This window comes from Sphingomonas citri (assembly GCF_019429485.1).
GTDB classification, from domain to species: domain Bacteria; phylum Pseudomonadota; class Alphaproteobacteria; order Sphingomonadales; family Sphingomonadaceae; genus Sphingomonas; species Sphingomonas citri.
The window spans coordinates 1-15,358 of sequence record NZ_JAHXZN010000013.1 but is presented as its reverse complement, the minus strand read 5'-3'; the positions used below and the strand labels follow the sequence as shown (position 1 = coordinate 15,358).

Here is a 15,358-nt window from a genome sequence, read left to right as displayed (position 1 = left end):
GACTAGCATTAACGTGACGGTTACGCGAGGCGGGGTGGTTCGGCCGTCCCGCGGAGCGCCGGGCGAGCGCCCGCCTTCCAACCGTCACGCCGCGCATGTATATGGAGCGCCATGTCCATTCGTCCGTGGCGCGACATCGCGCGCCGAGAGAGCCGCCAGATCATGGTCGGCAACGTCCCCGTCGGCGGTGGCGCACCGGTCACCGTGCAGACGATGACCAACACGCCCACCGAGGACGTGCGCGCCACGGTCGACCAGATCCGCCGCTGCGAGGACGCCGGCGCCGACATCGTCCGCGTCAGCTGCCCCGACCTCGCCTCGACCGATGCGCTGCGCCAGATCGTGCGCGCCGCCAAGGTGCCGATCGTCGCGGACATCCACTTCCATTACAAGCGCGCGCTCGAGGCGGCGGACGCGGGCGCGGCGTGCCTGCGGATCAACCCGGGCAACATTGGCTCGTCCGAGCGGGTCGCCGAGGTGGTGCGCGCCGCCAAGGCCAATGGCTGCGCGATCCGCATCGGCGTGAACGCGGGCAGCCTCGAGAAGGACCTGCTGGAGAAATATGGCGAGCCCTGCCCCGAGGCGCTGGTCGAGAGCGCGCTCGACCATATCAAGCTGCTCCAGGACCACGACTTCCACGAATATAAGGTGGCGGTGAAGGCGTCCGACGTGTTCCTCGCGGTGGCGGCCTACCAGCAGCTGGCCGACGCCGTCGACTGCCCGCTCCACCTCGGCATCACCGAGGCGGGCGGGCTCATCGGCGGCACGGTGAAGTCGTCGATCGGCATGGGCTCGCTGCTGTGGTTCGGCATCGGCGACACGATCCGCGTCTCGCTCTCGGCCGAGCCCGAGGAGGAGGTGCGCGTCGGCTTCGAGATCCTCAAGGCGCTCGGCATTCGCAACCGCGGCGTGCGCGTGGTCAGCTGCCCGAGCTGCGCGCGGCAGGGCTTCGACGTTATTCGCACCGTCCAGACGCTGGAAGAGCGGCTCCAGCATATCCGCACGCCAATGTCGCTGAGCGTGCTCGGCTGCGTGGTGAACGGCCCCGGCGAGGCGCGCGAGACCGATATAGGCATCACCGGCGGCGGCAACGGGCGCCACATGGTGTATCTCTCCGGCGTGACCGACCATCACGTCCAGGACGCCGAGATGGTCGAGCATATCGTCCGGCTGGTCGAGGCCAAGGCGGCCGAGATCGAGGCGCGCGACGCGGCAGCCGCGCTCGCGGCGGAATAGGTCCGATGCTATAGGACAGGTCCTGGAGGGCCTGACATGACCTATCACGCGAAGGTGATCGCGGGCGGCAAGATCGTCATCCCGCCGGCCTGCGTCGAGAGTTCGGAATCGAGCACGGCGACACGCCGATCCTGGACAAGGACGAGTCGGTTCGCCTCTCGATCATGACGTTCGAGCAATCGGTGCGTGAGTCGCGGCGGCGCGCGCGGGCGATCTTCGGCGATGAGTACAGCGTCGAGCAATCCCTGCGAGAGCGTCGCGCCGACTGGGGCGCGGAATGAGAGTCGTCGTCGACGGGGCGGCCATCATGGCATTGATGCTCGGCGAACCCGGCGCAGAGATCGTTGTCGCGGTGGTCCGGCGAGCCTGGTGTCGGCGGTGAACGTATCGGAATGCTGCGCGCGCGGCGTCGAGCGTCAGGCGAGCGTGGAGCAGGTGCTGGAGATCATTCGCAGCCACGACGTCGAGGTGGTGTCGTTCGACCTGGACGACGCGTTCGCCGCGGGGTGGTCGCGGGCGTCGACCCGGTCGATCGGGGCGTCGTCAGGTGATCGCGCGTGCCCAGCGCTTGGGCAGCGACACCATGTTCCCGTGCTCACCGGCGACCGGCGCCTGGCCGCGATCGATTCCGCGCTCGGCCTCGACGTGCGTCTGATCCGTTGACCGCCGCGCGCGCTCTCTCGCCCGCGCTCGCCTTCGCGGTGGCCGCGGCGGGGATCGGACTGTTCTCGATCATGGACGCCTTCATGAAGGCGCTGACGCTCGCGCTCGGCGTCTACAACGCGCTGCTGTGGCGCGCGCTGGTCGCCGCGCTGATCGGCGGCGCGGTGTGGCGGCTCGGCGGCGGGCGGCGGCCGACCGCCCGCGCGCTGCGGCTGCATGTGCTGCGCGGCGCGATCACCACCGCGATGGCGCTGCTGTTCTTCTGGGGGCTGGCGCGGGTGCCGATGGCACAGGCGATAGCGCTCACCTATGTGGCACCGCTACTCGCGTTGCTGCTCGGCGCGCTGTTCCTGCACGAGCGCGTCGGCACGCGCGTGGTCGTGGCCTCGCTGGTGGCGCTCGCCGGCGTTGGCGTGATCCTGGCGGGACATGCACGGCTGGCGCTCGGACCCGACGGGCTGAGCGGCGCGGGTGCGATCCTGGCCTCGGCGGTGCTCTATGCCGGCAATCTGGTGGTCGCGCGGCTGCAGAGCCAGGTCGCCGACGCACGCGAGATCGCCTTCGTCCAGTCGGCGGTGCTCGCGACGCTGCTCGGGCTCGCCGCGCCCTGGCTGGCGACGGTGCCGCCGGTGACGCACTGGTGGCAGATCGTGGTCGCGGCGGCGCTGGCGACGGGCTCGCTGTTCCTGCTCGGCTGGGCCTATGCCCACGGGGAGACCGGCTTCCTCGCGACGACGGAGTACACGTCCTTCGTCTACGCCGCGCTGCTCGGCTGGGCGGTGTTCGGCGAGCGGGTCGCCACCACCACGCTGGCGGGCGCGGCGGTGATCGTCGGTGCCTGTCTCTACGCCGCGAGACGTCGCGCGGTGCCGCGCGGCGCGCTAGAGGGAGCGTCATGACCGTCTCGATCCGACCCGCCACGCCCGCCGACGTACCGACCATGCTGCGCTTCGTTCGCGAGCTCGCCACCTATGAGCGCGAGCCGGATGCGGTCTTGGCGACCGAGCCGATGATGGCGGAGGCGCTGTTCGGCAGCGATCCGGCGGCCGCGGCGCTGATCGCCGAGCGCGACGGCGAGGCCATCGGCTTCGCCTTGTACTTCTTCACCTACTCGACGTGGACCGGCCGGCGCGGGCTGTGGCTCGAGGATCTCTACGTCACCACCGAGGCGCGCGGCAGCGGGGCTGGCGCGGCGCTGCTGCGCGCGCTCGCGGGCGTGGCGCTCGATCGCGACTGCGCGCGCTTCGAGTGGACCGTGCTCGACTGGAATACACCGGCGATCGACTTCTACCGTGCCAAGGGTGCCGCGCCGCTCGATCAGTGGACGACGCAGCGGGTCGAGGGCGAGGCGCTGGTGAGGCTCGCGGGGCGCGGTTGAGATGGCCTGGATCTGGCTGGTCGCGGGCGGTCTCTTCGAGGTCGGCTTCACCACGTGCCTTCGCAACGTCGACGGCTTCCGCCATCTCGGCTGGACGCTCGGCTTCCTCGTATCGGTGTCGCTGTCGATGCTGCTGCTCGAAGGAGCGGTGCGGACGATCCCGATGGGCACCGCCTATGCGGTGTGGACCGGCATCGGCGCGCTCGGCACCGTGCTGATCGGCATCCTCTGGTACGGCGAAGCCGCTACCCCGCTGCGGCTGCTGCTGATCCTCGGCGCGGTGTCGTGCATCGCCGGGCTGAAGCTGCTCGGACCGGGGGCATGACGTTCGACCGCGGCCTGGTCGACTGGGTCGTGGAGGCGATGGCGCCGCTCGGTGAGGTGACGCACCGGCGGATGATGGGTGGGGCGGCGCTCTACCTCGACGGCGTGATCTTCGCGCTGGTCACGGGAGACGGCGCGCCGTGGTTCAAGGCCGACGCTGCGAGCGACGCAGCGTGGGACGCGGCAGGGTGCGAGCGCTTCCGCTATGCGCGTGCGGGCAGGAGCGCGTCGATCAACTATCGCCGCGCGCCCGAGGACGTCCATGACGACCCGGATGCGATGCGGCAGTGGGCGATGCTGGGTCTAGCGGCGGGGCGACGCGCCGCGGGGTAGGTCACCTTCGGGCGAAGCGGTCGTTGCGCGGGACGACGCCGTATGCTCGATACCTTCTCGCCTCGCACCCGAACCGTCATCCCCGCGAAGGCGGGGATGACGGTTCGGGTCTCCGATGGAGCCGCAGCGTCAGCGGCTATGAATCCCCGCCTTCGCGGGGATGACGGGAGGAGCAGCGAGCGGAAGAAAGAGAACCGACGAGAGCGGCACGGCCCTGAGCGACCGTTCGGCCGCCGTCCCCGCCTACTCCTCGCCGCCGCTCAGTCGCGGCCGGGCACGTCGTGGTCGTGCGGTTCCTCGCCCTCGGCCTTCGCCTCGTTGTAGCGGGCGATCGCCTCGAGCGTGATGCGACGCGCTTCCTCGCGGCCGCCCCACGTGCCGATGCGCACCCACTTCTTCTTCTCCAGGTCCTTGTAGTGGGTGAAGAAGTGCTCGATCTGCTGGAAGACGATCTCGGGCAGATCGTCCTTCTCGCCGACGTTGGCGTAATAAGGGAAGGTCGAGTCGACCGGCACGCAGACCAACTTCTCGTCGCCGCCGGCCTCGTCCTCCAGGTTGAGCACCGCGATCGGGCGCGCGCGCACGACACAGCCCGGGATGAACGGCGAGCGCGCCACGACCAGCGCGTCGAGCGGATCACCGTCGGGCGAGAGCGTGTGCGGCACAAAGCCGTAATTGGCGGGGTAGCGCATCGGGGTGTGCAGGATGCGATCGACGAACAGCGCGCCCGAGGCCTTGTCGAACTCGTACTTCACCGGCTCGCCGCCGGTGGGCACCTCGATCACGACGTTGAGATCGTCGGGCGGATCCTTGCCAACGGGAATGAGATCGATACGCATGCGCTTCCCCTTACTTGCGGCAACGCCCCGCGGGTCAGCGGGGCGTCAGGAGACGATCGAGGCCACCGTCGCCGGTGCCGATCTTCTGCAACCGGGGGTAGCGCAGCCCGCCGTGATAGTCGAGCGCTGCACTGCGGAATCTATCCGAGGCCTTAACCATCAGCTGGATCGGCGCCTTGCTGGTCTTGGCGGCGGTGATCGCGGCCTTGAGCTTGTCGGCCGAGTAAGCGTCGCCGTTCACCGCGACGACCTGATCGCCCACGGTGAGCCCCGCGTCGAAGGCGGCGCTGCCCCAGGTGACGCCGGTGAGATTGCCCGTGGCGTCGAGCGACAGCCCGCCCGAGTAGGTGAGGTTGGTGCTGTGCGCGCTCGTCTCGGCGGCCTTGAACGAGGGCGTCGGTGTCTCGCTATAGGTCAGTTGATAACCGTTTCGCGCGAATCCCTCGATCGGCGCGCCCTTGGCATGCTCGGTGAGGCGGCGCTGGAGATAGCCCGCCCAGTCCCACGGCACGATGCCGTTGAGCGTCTTGGCGACATCGTCGAACGTGTAGGTCAGCTCGCCCCAGTCGCCGTCGCGCACGCCGAAGAAGGCACGGGCGAAATCGTCGATCGACTTGGTGCCGCCGGACTTCTCGCGCAGCAGCGAGTCGACGTCCATCCAGACGAGCAGTCCCTCGTTGTAATAATCCTCGCTACGCTGCCAGCTGGTCCAGCCCTTGGGCCGGCGCGACGAGATGATCGGGTCGTTGGTGGTGTCGACCAGGTCGCGCCACTGTCGCGCCGGCTGGCTGTCGTACAGCGCCATGATCGCGGCATATTGGTCGAGCGTGTCCTGCTTGCTCACCAGCCCCGAGCGCGCCTGGAGGACATAGCCCCAGAATTGCGTCTGGCCCTCGTACACCCACAGCAGCGAGTCGCGCATCGGGGTGCGGAAGTCGGGCGTCCACAGGTCCGCGCCGCGGCGGAACTTGCCGTCCCAGCTGTGGGTGAACTCGTGCGGCAGCAGGTTGCGGCGACCGGGGCCGTCGTCCCACTTGGTGAAATAGCCCGGCAACACGCCGTTCTCGCTCGAGCGGTGGTGCTCCAGTCCGATGCCGCCGAGCTGGTCGGTGATCGAGAGCAGGAACTCGTAATGATCGTAATGCTGCGCGCCGAAGGTCTTCACCGCCTGGTCGACGAGCCGCTGGTGCCCCGCGATCTGCTCGGGCGTGGCGGCGAGCTCGGCGGGATCGTCGGCGAAGACGTTGAGGTTGACCTTGGACGAGAGCGGCCAGGTCTTGCCGTAGCGGCCGGCGAGCATCGGGCTGTCGACCAGCACCTCGTAGTTGGTCGTCTCATAGGCGTAGGTCGAGCCCGTCGTCTTCGCCCTGAGCGCACCCGCCGCGGTCCAGCCGTCCGGGTACTTCACCGTCATCTGGATCGGGATCTGCCGCGTGAACCAGCCCGCCGGATAGAGGCTCACGGAATTGGGCTGGAGCGAGATCATCGTCGGCGTCACCGCGATACGGCCCTGGTTGGCCGCGGTCGCGGAGATGAACTGGAACTTGGCCTCGACGCTGCGCGCCCCGGCAGGGACGTCGAGGTGGAAGGCGAAGACGTCGACCGGATCGCGCGTCCACTCGATCCTCTTGCCATTCGCGGTGACGATCAGCCCGGCGAGCTTCTCGATCTCGCCGCGCGGGCTGTGCGCGCCGGGCAGCCACTTGGGGAAGAGCAGGACGAGATGGCCCGGCTGCGCCACCGGGATCGTCTCCGTGACGCTGAGGATGCCGCGCGTGGTGTCGGTCGCGTCGACATTGAGCCGGATCGTGCCGGGATAGGGCGTATCGCGCGGCGCCGGGATCGTGTCCTCGAACGGCACTGGCTGCGGCGCGCTGTTGCCCGCGGGCACCTGCGCGGCGGCGCCGAGCGGCGCGAGGACGGTGGAGGCCAGCAGCGCGGCTGCGGCATAGCGACGGATCATGACGGCGTCCCGATGTGCTGTTGTCACATCGGGCGTAGCGAGCACGCGCGGCGCTCGTCCAGCCCCGAGGCAGAAAAAAGGTCAGCGAGGGTGACGGTTCGGGGCGGCGGAGCGCTGCGCGCCGCTGCCCCGCGCGGATCAGATCATCCCGGCCTTCATCTGCTTGACCGCATGGTCGGCGGCGCGCGCGGTCAGCGCCATGAAGGTGAGCGACGGGTTGACGCACGACACCGATGCCATCTGCGCGCCGTCGGTGACGAACAGATTGGGCGCATCATGCGCCTGGTTGAAGCCGTTGAGCACCGACGTACCCGGATCGCGCCCCATGCGCGCGCCGCCCATCTCGTGGATCGCCTCGCCGGGGACGTGCTTGCCGCGCCCGCCGGTGACGTTGGTCAGCCCGGCCTTTCGCAGCATCAGCTGACCCTGCTCGAGCGCGTCGTCCATCATCTTGATCTCATTGTCGCGGAACGTCACGTCGAAGCGCAGCAGCGGGGTGCCGAAGCGATCGGTCTTGCTGAAGTTGAGCATCACGCGATTGTCGTCGTACGGCAGGCACTCGCCGAACGCGCCCATCGAGAAGCGCCACGGGCCGTACTCGCGCATGCCGTGCTTCATCCCGGCGCCGAAGCCCTCGGGCGCGGCGGCCTGGCGGAACGCCTGGCCCTGATAGCCGTAGCCGCGCTTGAACGGCAGCTCCTCCGCGACGAGGTTGCGGAAGCGCGGGACATAGACGCCGCCCGGGCGCCGGCCGTACTCGATCAGGTCGGTCATGCCCGGGATCTCCCCCGAGACGCCGACGCGGAAGATATGGTCCATCACGCCGCTGCCGAGCGCGCCGTTGGAGTGGAACCAGCTGCGCTCGCTGTCCGCCGGGCGCGAGTTGAGCAGCACGTGCATCGAGCTCATCGCCGAGGCGCAGAGGAACACCATGCGCGCGTTCACCACCTCGGCGCGCCCGGTGTTGGCGTCGACCAGCCGCACGCCGGTCACCCGCTTGCGCTGCGGGTCATATTCGAGGTTGGTCGCCCAGGTGTCCGAGCGCAGCGTCAGCCGCCCGGTCGCGCGCGCCGCGGGGAGCGTCACCGCCTGGGTCGAGAAATAGGCGCCATAGCTGCAGCCGTGGCTGCACTGCGCGCGCTTCTGGCAGCGCGAGCGGTTCTGCTCGGGCTTGTCCTGGGTGATGTTGCTGAGCCGCGCGTTGATCAGCTTGCGCCCCGGGAACTCACGCTCGAGCCGCTCCTTGAGCCACACCTCCGCGACGTTCATCGGGAAGGGCGGCATGAACTCGCTGTCGGGCAGGTAGGGCAGGTTCTCCTTGCCGCCCGAGACGCCGATGTACTTCTCGACATATTCGTACCACGGCGCGACGTCGTCGTAGCGGATCGGCCAGTCGGTGCCGACGCCCTCGCGCTTGTTGGCGGTGAAGTCGGCGTCGCTCCAGCGGAAGCTCCACCGCCCCCAGGTCAGCGACTTGCCGCCCACCACCGAGGGGCGCACCCAGTTGAACTTGTTGGGCGCGTCATAGTCGTACGGGTTGAGCCGGTCGTTGATGAAGAAGGGCTGGGTCGCGGGCGAGACCCAGCCGTTGAGCGCGAAATAGTCGCGCTTGGCGAGTGCGGCCGGCATCTTGTCGCGCGCCGGCACCTCATAGGCGGGCTTGCCGTCGAACGGATAGTCCTCGCCGTGCTCGACCATGCGGCCGCGATCGACCATCAGGACGCGCAGTCCCTTCTCGGTGAGCTCCTTGGCGGCCCAGCCGCCGCTCACGCCGGAGCCGATGACGATGGCGTCGAAGCGATCAGTTGCTGCCATGATGTTCTAGTCCGCGGTATCGAGGGTCGGGTAGGCCGGGGCGGCACCTGCCGCCGCGCGGCTCAGGACGAGAAGATGCGCTTCACCTTGGCGTACGGATACGCGCCGTCATAGTCGCCGGGGACTGGCAGATAATGCCGCTCCTGCGTGATCCCGACCTCGGAGGTGTAATAGCCCGAGATCACGAGCTGCCGGAACGCGGTGAAGAAGGGCAGCCCGCCGGTCAGCTGGTCGTTCATCGCCAGCGTCAGCAGAGCGTCCTGCTGCGCAGCGGTCGCCTTGGCGGCGGGCACCTTATAGTCGGCCATGCTGCGCGCGTCGATCGCGGCGAGCCCGCCGAGGATCGTGGCGCGGTCGTCGTCGACCGCCCAGTCGCCCATCATATGCTCGATATATTCCGGCACGCCCGCGGCGATCGCGCCGGGCGTGTCGGTGGTGGGCAGCACGCGCTCGCTGAGCGCCGCGACCGTGGCGCGCTGCGCGGCGGTGAAGACCGGCGCGGGCGGGCCGGTGTTGATCACCGGGTTGGGTTGGTAGGCGGCGGCGCGGGCGAGCGGGGCGAACAGGTTCGCGCCGAAAACCGCGACCACGCCCGCGAGTGCCTGGCGACGATCGATCATGCGTGCGCTCCGCGCGCGCGGCGTCCGTGAGTGACGCGCATATCCTCTCCCACCCCATCAGGTTGTTGAGGCGGATGTTTCCACGTCAGGGCGGCGGCGTCAATGCGCTAACGGTAGCGGTACCACAAAGCATGGGGCGACTCAGCTCGAACCCAAGACGTTGATGCTGAAGGCGATCACTCCGAGGTTGAAGACGAAGCCGGCGAGGCACTGCCCCAGCACCACGCGTCGCACGTTGGCCGAGGCGACCGTCACGTCCGAGGTCTGGAAGGTCATCCCCAGCGTGTAGCTGAAGTAGAGGAAGTCCCAGTAATCGGGCGCGCTCGTCCCGGGAAAGTCGATCCCCTTCGAGTCGCCGCCCGCCTTGGCCGGCATGTAGAACAGGTGCGCATAATGCAGCGCGTAGACCATGTTCGAGAACAGCCACGCCAGCACGAGTGTGCCGATCACCAACAGCTTGCCCGCGCCGCTCTCATTGCCCTTCAGCTCCGACTCGACCGCGACCAGGATCGCCAGCGTCACCGCGCCCGTGACCGCGAGCAGCAGCGCGCGATTGGCATCGTTGGCGCGCGAGGCGCGGCGCATCTGCGCGGGCGTGTCGTGGCGGAACAGCGGCACCAGCGACACCAGGAAGGTGAGGGCGGCGATGTCGAAGGCCGCCATCACCCCGCGGCCCTTGCCCAGGTGCGGGATCGCCGCGGCGAGCGCGCCCGCGAAGACCAGCACGAACAGCACGAACCGCGGCGGCGCCAGCTTGCGGCCGATCCCCCACCAGCGTGGCGGCAGCGGGTGGGCGGCGGAGTCGCGCGACGGGTCGGTGCTCATGCGACGATTGGCTAGCGCTCGCGCGACCGCTCGCCTAGATACGCCGACCCATCATGAGCCGTATCCAGCCACCCGCCCGTGTCCGCGGCACCCAGGACATCTTTCGCGGCGAGCAGCGCCGCTTCGCGCACGTGCTCGACGCCTTCGACCGCGTCCGTCGCCTCTATTGCTTCGAGCGTGTCGAGGTGCCCGTGTTCGAGGACACGCAGGTGTTCGCGCGCTCGATCGGCGAGACCACCGACGTGGTGTCGAAGGAGATGTACAGCTTCCCCGACAAGGGGGGTGACATGCTCACGTTGCGCCCCGAGTTCACCGCCGGGATCGCGCGTGCCTATATCAGCAACGGCTGGCAGCAATATGCGCCGCTCAAGCTGGTCACCTCGGGGGCGGTGTTCCGCTACGAGCGGCCGCAGAAGGGCCGCTACCGCCAGTTCCACCAGATCGACGCCGAGATCCTCGGCGCGCCCGAGCCCGCCGCCGACGTCGAGCTGCTGACGCTCGCCGACCAGCTGCTCCACGAGCTCGGCATCGCCGAGGGCGTGACGCTCAAGCTCAACACGCTCGGCGACGCCGCGACGCGCGACGCGTGGCGCGCCGCGCTGGTGGCGCATTTCGCGGCACATCGCGGCGAGCTGAGTGAGGACAGCCTGACGCGGCTGGAGAAGAACCCGCTGCGGATCCTCGACTCGAAGGATCCGCGCGACCGCCCGGTCGCCGACAGCGCGCCGGACATCGACGCGTATCTGACGGAGGAGGCGCGCGCCTTCTTCGACGCGGTGACCGCGGGGCTCGACGCCGCCGGCGTGAAGTGGGAGCGCGACGCGCGGCTGGTGCGCGGGCTCGATTATTACCGCCACACCGCGTTCGAGTTCGTCACTGACCGGCTCGGCGCGCAGGGCACGGTGCTGGCGGGCGGGCGCTACGACGGGCTGGTCGAGAGCCTCGGCGGGCCGGCGACCGCGGGCGTGGGCTGGGCCGCGGGCGTGGAGCGGCTGGCGATGCTGCTGGACGAGCCCGCGGCGGAACCGTTGGCCGTTGTCGTGGTCGCGGAGGAGGCCGGGTTGGAGCCATTCGCGTCCAGTGCGACGGCGGCGCTCCGTAAGGCCGGCATCCGATCGGAGGCCGTGGTGACCGGTAGCGTGAAGAAGCGGTTCGATCGCGCGGTGAAGATGAGCCCCCGCCAGGTCGTCACGCTGAGGCGGAACGGCGATACCCTGAGCTTTCAGCAGCGAGGTTCCGGCGCTGAACACGACGAGATGGCCGCGGTGGCGGCGGTGTTGAACGCCGCCATAGACGCCGCATGACCGCGATCTCGCTCGACCGCATCCGGCAGATCGAGGCGCGGCGCGACGAGCTCGCCGCGATGATGGCGAGCGGCGCGCTCGACGGCGACCGCTTCGTCCAGGTATCGAAGGAATATGCGGAGCTCGAGCCGGTCGCGCTCGCCGCGGGCGAGGTGCGCCGCCTGCGCCAGGAGGCCGAGAGCCTCTCCTACATGACCGACGACGCCGACGCCGAGCTGCGCGCGATGGCGGAGGAGGAGTTGCGCGAGAACCGTGCCGCGCTCGCCGAGGCCGACCGCCGGCTCGCGCTCGCGCTGCTGCCGCGCGACGCCGCCGACCAGCGCTCGGCGATGCTCGAGGTGCGCGCCGGGACCGGGGGCGACGAGGCGGCGCTGTTCGCGGGCGACCTGTTCCGCATGTACCAGCGCTACGCCGAGCGGCAGGGCTGGCGCGTCGAGCTGATCTCGGCGTCGGACAGTGACGCGGGCGGCTACAAGGAGGTGGTCGCCAGCGTCACCGGCGCCGGCGTGTTCGCGCGGCTCAAATTCGAGAGTGGGGTCCACCGCGTCCAGCGCGTCCCCGTCACCGAGAGCGGCGGGCGGATCCACACCTCGGCGGCGACGGTGGCGGTGCTGCCTGAGGCGGAGGAGGTCGACGTACAGATCGACGAGGCAAAGGACCTGCGCATCGACGTCTATCGCTCGTCCGGACCGGGCGGCCAGTCGGTCAACACGACCGACAGCGCGGTGCGGATCACGCACCTGCCCACCGGGCTGGTGGTGATCCAGCAGGACGAGAAGTCGCAGCACAAGAACAAGGCCAAGGCGCTCAAGGTGCTGCGCACGCGGCTGTATGAGGCCGAGCGCGAGCGGCTGGCGAGCGAACGCTCGGGCACGCGCAGGGCGATGGTCGGCTCGGGCGACCGTTCCGAGCGCATCCGCACCTACAATTTCCCGCAGGGGCGCGTCACCGATCACCGCATCAACCTGACGCTCCACCGCCTGCCCGAGATCCTGCAGGGCGACATGGACGAGCTGATCGGCGCGCTGGTGGCGGAGGACGAGGCCGAGCGGCTGGCGACGCTCGATGCGGTGTAGCGGGCAGGGTCGCGGCGGAGCGATGCCACGGCGCGGCGGATGATCGCCGCCCGCCGCGCCCTGCGCGACGCCGCCGCGCGCTTCGCTTTCTCGGACACGGCGCGGCTCGACGCCGAGCTGCTGCTCGCGCACGCGCTCGGCATCACGCGCGAGCGGCTGCTGCTCACGCTCGATGACTGGACCGTTCCGCCGGACTTCGCCGCGCTGGTCGAGCGACGTGCGCGGCACGAGCCGGTCGCCTACATCACCGGCACGCGTGCCTTCTGGACGATCGAGCTCGCGGTCGCCCCCGGCGTGCTGATCCCGCGCCCTGACAGCGAGACGCTGCTCGAGGCCGCGCTGGCACACTTCGCGGATCGAGCCCCGGCCCGCGTGCTCGATCTCGGCACCGGTCCCGGCACGCTGTTGCTCGCCGCGCTCGCCGAGTGGCCGGGCGCGACCGGCCTCGGCGTCGACCGTTCCGATGCCGCGCTCGACCAGGCCCGTGGCAACGCCGCCGCGCTCGGGCTCGGGGATCGCGCGGCGTTCCGACACGGCGATTGGGGCGCCGGGATCGCCGAGCGCTTCGACCTCGTCCTCGCCAACCCGCCCTATGTCGCCGTCGGGGCGGATCTTCCCGATGGAGTGCGCGATTATGAGCCGGCGGGCGCGCTGTTCGCGGGAGCCGACGGGCTCGACGACTATCGTGCGATCGCACCGCAGCTGCCGCCGCTGCTCGCCGACGGCGGCGTCGCCTGCGTCGAGATCGGCGCCGATCAGGGCGAGAGCGCCGCCGCGCTGTTTCGTGCCGCCGGGCTGAGCGTGGCGTTGCGGCGCGACCTTGCCGGGCGCGACCGCTGCCTCGTCGTCACGGCTTGATTCGGGGCGTTGCCCTCCCATATTTCGCTTTGAGAACGCCTGCCGAGCCGTTACAGACTGCGTCGGGGCACGCGAACTCAACGACATTTGTTGTGTTGGATGGGCGCACGGCCCTCCCTTCGTCATCAGCCGCTGCAGTCCGGCGGCATGGCAGGCCTGCGGTGTCCGGCACGCGCGGCGCCGGGGAACGACTGCAACCCGTGTATCGGGAGCAAGTGCCGGTTTTGGTTCCAGGACGAGGACAGTGATTTGATCAACAACCGTCAGAACGGTCGCCGTCGCGGCCGTGGTGGTGGCCAGCAGCGTCAGGGTGGCGGCGGCCAGGGGCAGCGTGACAGCGGTAACCGGATCGACAGCCGCGCACGCGGCAACGCGGCCCAGTTGCTGGAGAAGTACCGCAACATGGCGCGCGACGCGCAGATGTCCGGCGACCGCGTCAACACTGAATATTACCTCCAGTTCGCGGACCATTATTTCCGGGTGCTCGCCGATCAGCGCGGCCGCTCCGACGACCAGCCGTATCAGCGGCGCCAGCGCGACGATTTCGACAGCTTCGACGACGGCGACGATTTCGGCGACGAGGGCGAGCCGGTGCGTGCCGACGAGCAGCAGCGCGTCAGCGAGGCGGAGCCGCGGCGCGAGCGCGACGGCAACCGCCGCGATGAACCGCGTCGCGAGGAAGGGCGCCGCGATGAGGGGCGCCGCGAGGCGCGCGACCAGGGTGAGCCGCGCCGCGAGGGCCGGCGCGACGAGCGTCGACCGCAGCGCGACATCCTGGATAGTGTCGATGCCGCGCCGCGCGAGACGGGGGCGCCGGCGAGCGACGTCGTCGCGAGCGAGGGCGAGGAGGGCGCACCGCGCCGACGCCGCGGGCGCAAGCCGCGTGACGAGGCCGCGGCCGAGGGCGCCGCGGTGAGCGGCGCCGCGACGCAGTCGGAACGCGAGCCCGAGCTCGGCATCGACCGACTGCCGCCGGCGCTGGGTGCCGCGGCCGAGCCGGTGGAGGGTGATGAGCCGGTTGCCAAGCCGCGCCGCCGACGCGTCCGCGCCGCGGCGGAGGCCTCGCCGGCCGAGTGACTGTCGCCCGATCGAGGTGAACGAAAGGGGCCGGTATCCGATGGGATGCCGGCCCCTTCTTCGTTGGCGCGGGGCGGGGTCTAGGTGCCGCTCATCGCTCGTCCGGGATCGCCTCCTTCACCCCAGCCGCTTGCATTGCCTCAGGAAGAGAGGATGATGCGGCGAGGAGCGGTCACCCGCGTCGGGGCCGCCCGACGGAGGAGAGGGTCATGACGATCGCAGCCATCCTGCGCGACAAAGGGGTCGCGCTCGTCGCGGTCAGCCCGGAGACCACGGTCGCGGGCGCCATCGCGCTGCTCGCTGAGCACCGCATCGGTGCGCTGCCGGTCGTCGCGGACAATGCGGTGCGCGGCATGTTCTCCGAGCGCGATGTCGTGCGGCTGCTCGCGGGTGGCGACAGCGGCGTGCTGCAGGCGCGCGTGGGTGAGGTGATGACCGCGCCCGCGGTCACCGCGGCGCCAGGTGACCCCGTGCTCGCGGCTCTGTCGCTCATGACGCAGCGACGCATCCGTCATCTGCCCGTGGTCGACGGCGCCGAGCTGCGCGGGATCGTCTCGATCGGCGACCTGGTCAAATATCGCATCGAGCGGATCGAGGCAGAGGCCGCAGCGATGCGCGATTACATTCAACAGGCCTGACTCGGGCAGCGGCATGGTCGGGCGGCGCTGTACCGAACGGTGATTCGGCGCGGATGCCGCTCGGTGCGGTGGCGGAGAACCGCAGTTTTCCGCCATTTGCGGTGCTTCGCGACATAAAATTGCAAAAAGTGTTTGACCGGTGGGAATGCCCTCCATATATGCCGCTTCACCGGACGGGGGTTGCTGCTGAGGCGGTGCTTCTGGGTCGGTCGCCAGATAGGAAGGACAGCGGTCTCCCCGATCGAAGGGTGGGGGAGGGTTGTTTGTCCGGTTTCTTCGTCGGCGGCTCTTTGACATTGTAGGTAAAGATGAAGGGACATGTGGACGGTGGTCTGCGGGGTCTGGGCATGCAAGGTGCTTGGACGTCGTTATCAGACAAGCTGTTCTATGTGTCCTTCACGTTATCCAT

17 protein-coding genes are annotated in these 15,358 nt (G+C 69.7%); 11 read left to right on the top strand and 6 right to left on the bottom strand.

The genetic code is table 11. From position 1 onward, the window contains the following. The first annotated feature begins 111 nt into the window (after positions 1-111). Positions 112-1,236: a flavodoxin-dependent (E)-4-hydroxy-3-methylbut-2-enyl-diphosphate synthase gene (ispG, locus tag KZ820_RS20090; RefSeq protein WP_219750594.1), complete on the top strand. Its 1,125-nt coding sequence runs from the start codon at positions 112-114 to the stop codon at positions 1,234-1,236. Positions 1,237-1,280: 44 nt separating this feature from the next. Here the strand turns inward: ispG and KZ820_RS20085 are convergent, their stop codons facing one another. After that, on the bottom strand, positions 1,281-1,478 hold the full coding sequence (locus KZ820_RS20085; protein ID WP_219750593.1) for a hypothetical protein: 198 nt from the start codon (positions 1,476-1,478) through the stop codon (positions 1,281-1,283). 127 nt (positions 1,479-1,605) lie between these two features. Between KZ820_RS20085 and KZ820_RS20080 the strand changes: the two genes are divergently transcribed. From KZ820_RS20080 to KZ820_RS20060, 5 genes are read left to right on the top strand one after another with little or no spacing between them, the layout of a single operon-like run. Continuing rightward, positions 1,606-1,899: a PIN domain-containing protein gene (locus KZ820_RS20080; protein ID WP_219750592.1), complete on the top strand. Its 294-nt coding sequence runs from the start codon at positions 1,606-1,608 to the stop codon at positions 1,897-1,899. After that, positions 1,896-2,798, top strand: coding sequence for a DMT family transporter (locus KZ820_RS20075; RefSeq protein ID WP_219750591.1), 903 nt, complete (start codon positions 1,896-1,898; stop codon positions 2,796-2,798). Before KZ820_RS20080 ends, KZ820_RS20075 begins: the two co-directional genes overlap by 4 nt. Beyond that, positions 2,795-3,277, top strand: a complete 483-nt coding sequence (locus tag KZ820_RS20070; protein WP_219750590.1) for a GNAT family N-acetyltransferase — start codon at positions 2,795-2,797, stop codon at positions 3,275-3,277. The genes KZ820_RS20075 and KZ820_RS20070 overlap by 4 nt, the downstream gene beginning before the upstream one ends. A gap of 1 nt (position 3,278) precedes the next feature. Beyond that, positions 3,279-3,602, top strand: a complete 324-nt coding sequence (locus KZ820_RS20065; RefSeq protein ID WP_219750589.1) for a DMT family transporter — start codon at positions 3,279-3,281, stop codon at positions 3,600-3,602. Continuing rightward, positions 3,599-3,934, top strand: a complete 336-nt coding sequence (locus tag KZ820_RS20060; RefSeq protein WP_219750588.1) for a TfoX/Sxy family protein — start codon at positions 3,599-3,601, stop codon at positions 3,932-3,934. The genes KZ820_RS20065 and KZ820_RS20060 overlap by 4 nt, the downstream gene beginning before the upstream one ends. Positions 3,935-4,194: 260 nt before the next feature. On the opposite strand, the gene ppa is transcribed toward KZ820_RS20060, so the two are convergent. The 5 genes from ppa to KZ820_RS20035 all read right to left on the bottom strand — a co-directional run bounded on the left by ppa (position 4,195) and on the right by KZ820_RS20035 (position 9,996). Then, positions 4,195-4,773, bottom strand: coding sequence for an inorganic diphosphatase (gene ppa / locus KZ820_RS20055; RefSeq protein WP_132908226.1), 579 nt, complete (start codon positions 4,771-4,773; stop codon positions 4,195-4,197). 34 nt (positions 4,774-4,807) lie between these two features. Continuing rightward, complete coding sequence (locus tag KZ820_RS20050) at positions 4,808-6,736, bottom strand: M61 family metallopeptidase (protein ID WP_219750587.1); 1,929 nt, start codon at positions 6,734-6,736, stop codon at positions 4,808-4,810. Between the two features lie 138 nt (positions 6,737-6,874). Beyond that, complete coding sequence (locus KZ820_RS20045) at positions 6,875-8,551, bottom strand: GMC oxidoreductase (RefSeq protein WP_219750586.1); 1,677 nt, start codon at positions 8,549-8,551, stop codon at positions 6,875-6,877. A 62-nt stretch (positions 8,552-8,613) separates the two neighbouring features. After that, the gene (locus KZ820_RS20040; protein ID WP_183922900.1) at positions 8,614-9,171 is read right to left on the bottom strand and encodes a gluconate 2-dehydrogenase subunit 3 family protein; all 558 of its coding nucleotides are present in this window, start codon (positions 9,169-9,171) and stop codon (positions 8,614-8,616) included. A 141-nt stretch (positions 9,172-9,312) separates the two neighbouring features. Next, on the bottom strand, positions 9,313-9,996 hold the full coding sequence (locus tag KZ820_RS20035; protein WP_219750585.1) for a DUF1345 domain-containing protein: 684 nt from the start codon (positions 9,994-9,996) through the stop codon (positions 9,313-9,315). Positions 9,997-10,049: 53 nt separating this feature from the next. Here KZ820_RS20035 and hisS point away from each other — a divergent pair, with 53 nt between their 5' ends. From hisS to KZ820_RS20010, 5 genes are all read left to right on the top strand, one after another. Then, on the top strand, positions 10,050-11,300 hold the full coding sequence (gene hisS, locus KZ820_RS20030) for a histidine--tRNA ligase (RefSeq protein ID WP_219750584.1): 1,251 nt from the start codon (positions 10,050-10,052) through the stop codon (positions 11,298-11,300). After that, a complete protein-coding gene (gene prfA, locus KZ820_RS20025) occupies positions 11,297-12,376 on the top strand; it encodes a peptide chain release factor 1 (protein WP_219750583.1) in 1,080 nt (359 codons plus the stop codon). Before hisS ends, prfA begins: the two co-directional genes overlap by 4 nt. 39 nt (positions 12,377-12,415) lie before the next feature. Beyond that, complete coding sequence (prmC, locus tag KZ820_RS20020; RefSeq protein ID WP_219750582.1) at positions 12,416-13,234, top strand: peptide chain release factor N(5)-glutamine methyltransferase; 819 nt, start codon at positions 12,416-12,418, stop codon at positions 13,232-13,234. 249 nt (positions 13,235-13,483) lie between these two features. Beyond that, on the top strand, positions 13,484-14,311 hold the full coding sequence (locus KZ820_RS20015) for a DUF4167 domain-containing protein (protein ID WP_219750581.1): 828 nt from the start codon (positions 13,484-13,486) through the stop codon (positions 14,309-14,311). A gap of 209 nt (positions 14,312-14,520) precedes the next feature. Further along, positions 14,521-14,949, top strand: a complete 429-nt coding sequence (locus KZ820_RS20010; RefSeq protein ID WP_219750580.1) for a CBS domain-containing protein — start codon at positions 14,521-14,523, stop codon at positions 14,947-14,949. The last annotated feature ends 409 nt before the right edge of the window (positions 14,950-15,358 follow it).

What these genes read in the sequence shown, in the direction of transcription:
- ppa (WP_132908226.1), bottom strand. Translation starts at nt 4,773, where the DNA reads ATGCGTATCGATCTCATTCCCGTTGGCAAGGATCCGCCCGACGATCTC.
- KZ820_RS20045 (WP_219750586.1), bottom strand. Translation starts at nt 8,551, where the DNA reads ATGGCAGCAACTGATCGCTTCGACGCCATCGTCATCGGCTCCGGCGTG.
- KZ820_RS20050 (WP_219750587.1), bottom strand. Translation starts at nt 6,736, where the DNA reads ATGATCCGTCGCTATGCCGCAGCCGCGCTGCTGGCCTCCACCGTCCTC.
- prfA (WP_219750583.1), top strand. Translation starts at nt 11,297, where the DNA reads ATGACCGCGATCTCGCTCGACCGCATCCGGCAGATCGAGGCGCGGCGC.
- prmC (WP_219750582.1), top strand. Translation starts at nt 12,416, where the DNA reads ATGATCGCCGCCCGCCGCGCCCTGCGCGACGCCGCCGCGCGCTTCGCT.
- KZ820_RS20040 (WP_183922900.1), bottom strand. Translation starts at nt 9,171, where the DNA reads ATGATCGATCGTCGCCAGGCACTCGCGGGCGTGGTCGCGGTTTTCGGC.
- KZ820_RS20070 (WP_219750590.1), top strand. Translation starts at nt 2,795, where the DNA reads ATGACCGTCTCGATCCGACCCGCCACGCCCGCCGACGTACCGACCATG.
- hisS (WP_219750584.1), top strand. Translation starts at nt 10,050, where the DNA reads ATGAGCCGTATCCAGCCACCCGCCCGTGTCCGCGGCACCCAGGACATC.
- KZ820_RS20010 (WP_219750580.1), top strand. Translation starts at nt 14,521, where the DNA reads ATGACGATCGCAGCCATCCTGCGCGACAAAGGGGTCGCGCTCGTCGCG.
- KZ820_RS20060 (WP_219750588.1), top strand. Translation starts at nt 3,599, where the DNA reads ATGACGTTCGACCGCGGCCTGGTCGACTGGGTCGTGGAGGCGATGGCG.
- ispG (WP_219750594.1), top strand. Translation starts at nt 112, where the DNA reads ATGTCCATTCGTCCGTGGCGCGACATCGCGCGCCGAGAGAGCCGCCAG.
- KZ820_RS20035 (WP_219750585.1), bottom strand. Translation starts at nt 9,996, where the DNA reads ATGAGCACCGACCCGTCGCGCGACTCCGCCGCCCACCCGCTGCCGCCA.
- KZ820_RS20065 (WP_219750589.1), top strand. Translation starts at nt 3,279, where the DNA reads ATGGCCTGGATCTGGCTGGTCGCGGGCGGTCTCTTCGAGGTCGGCTTC.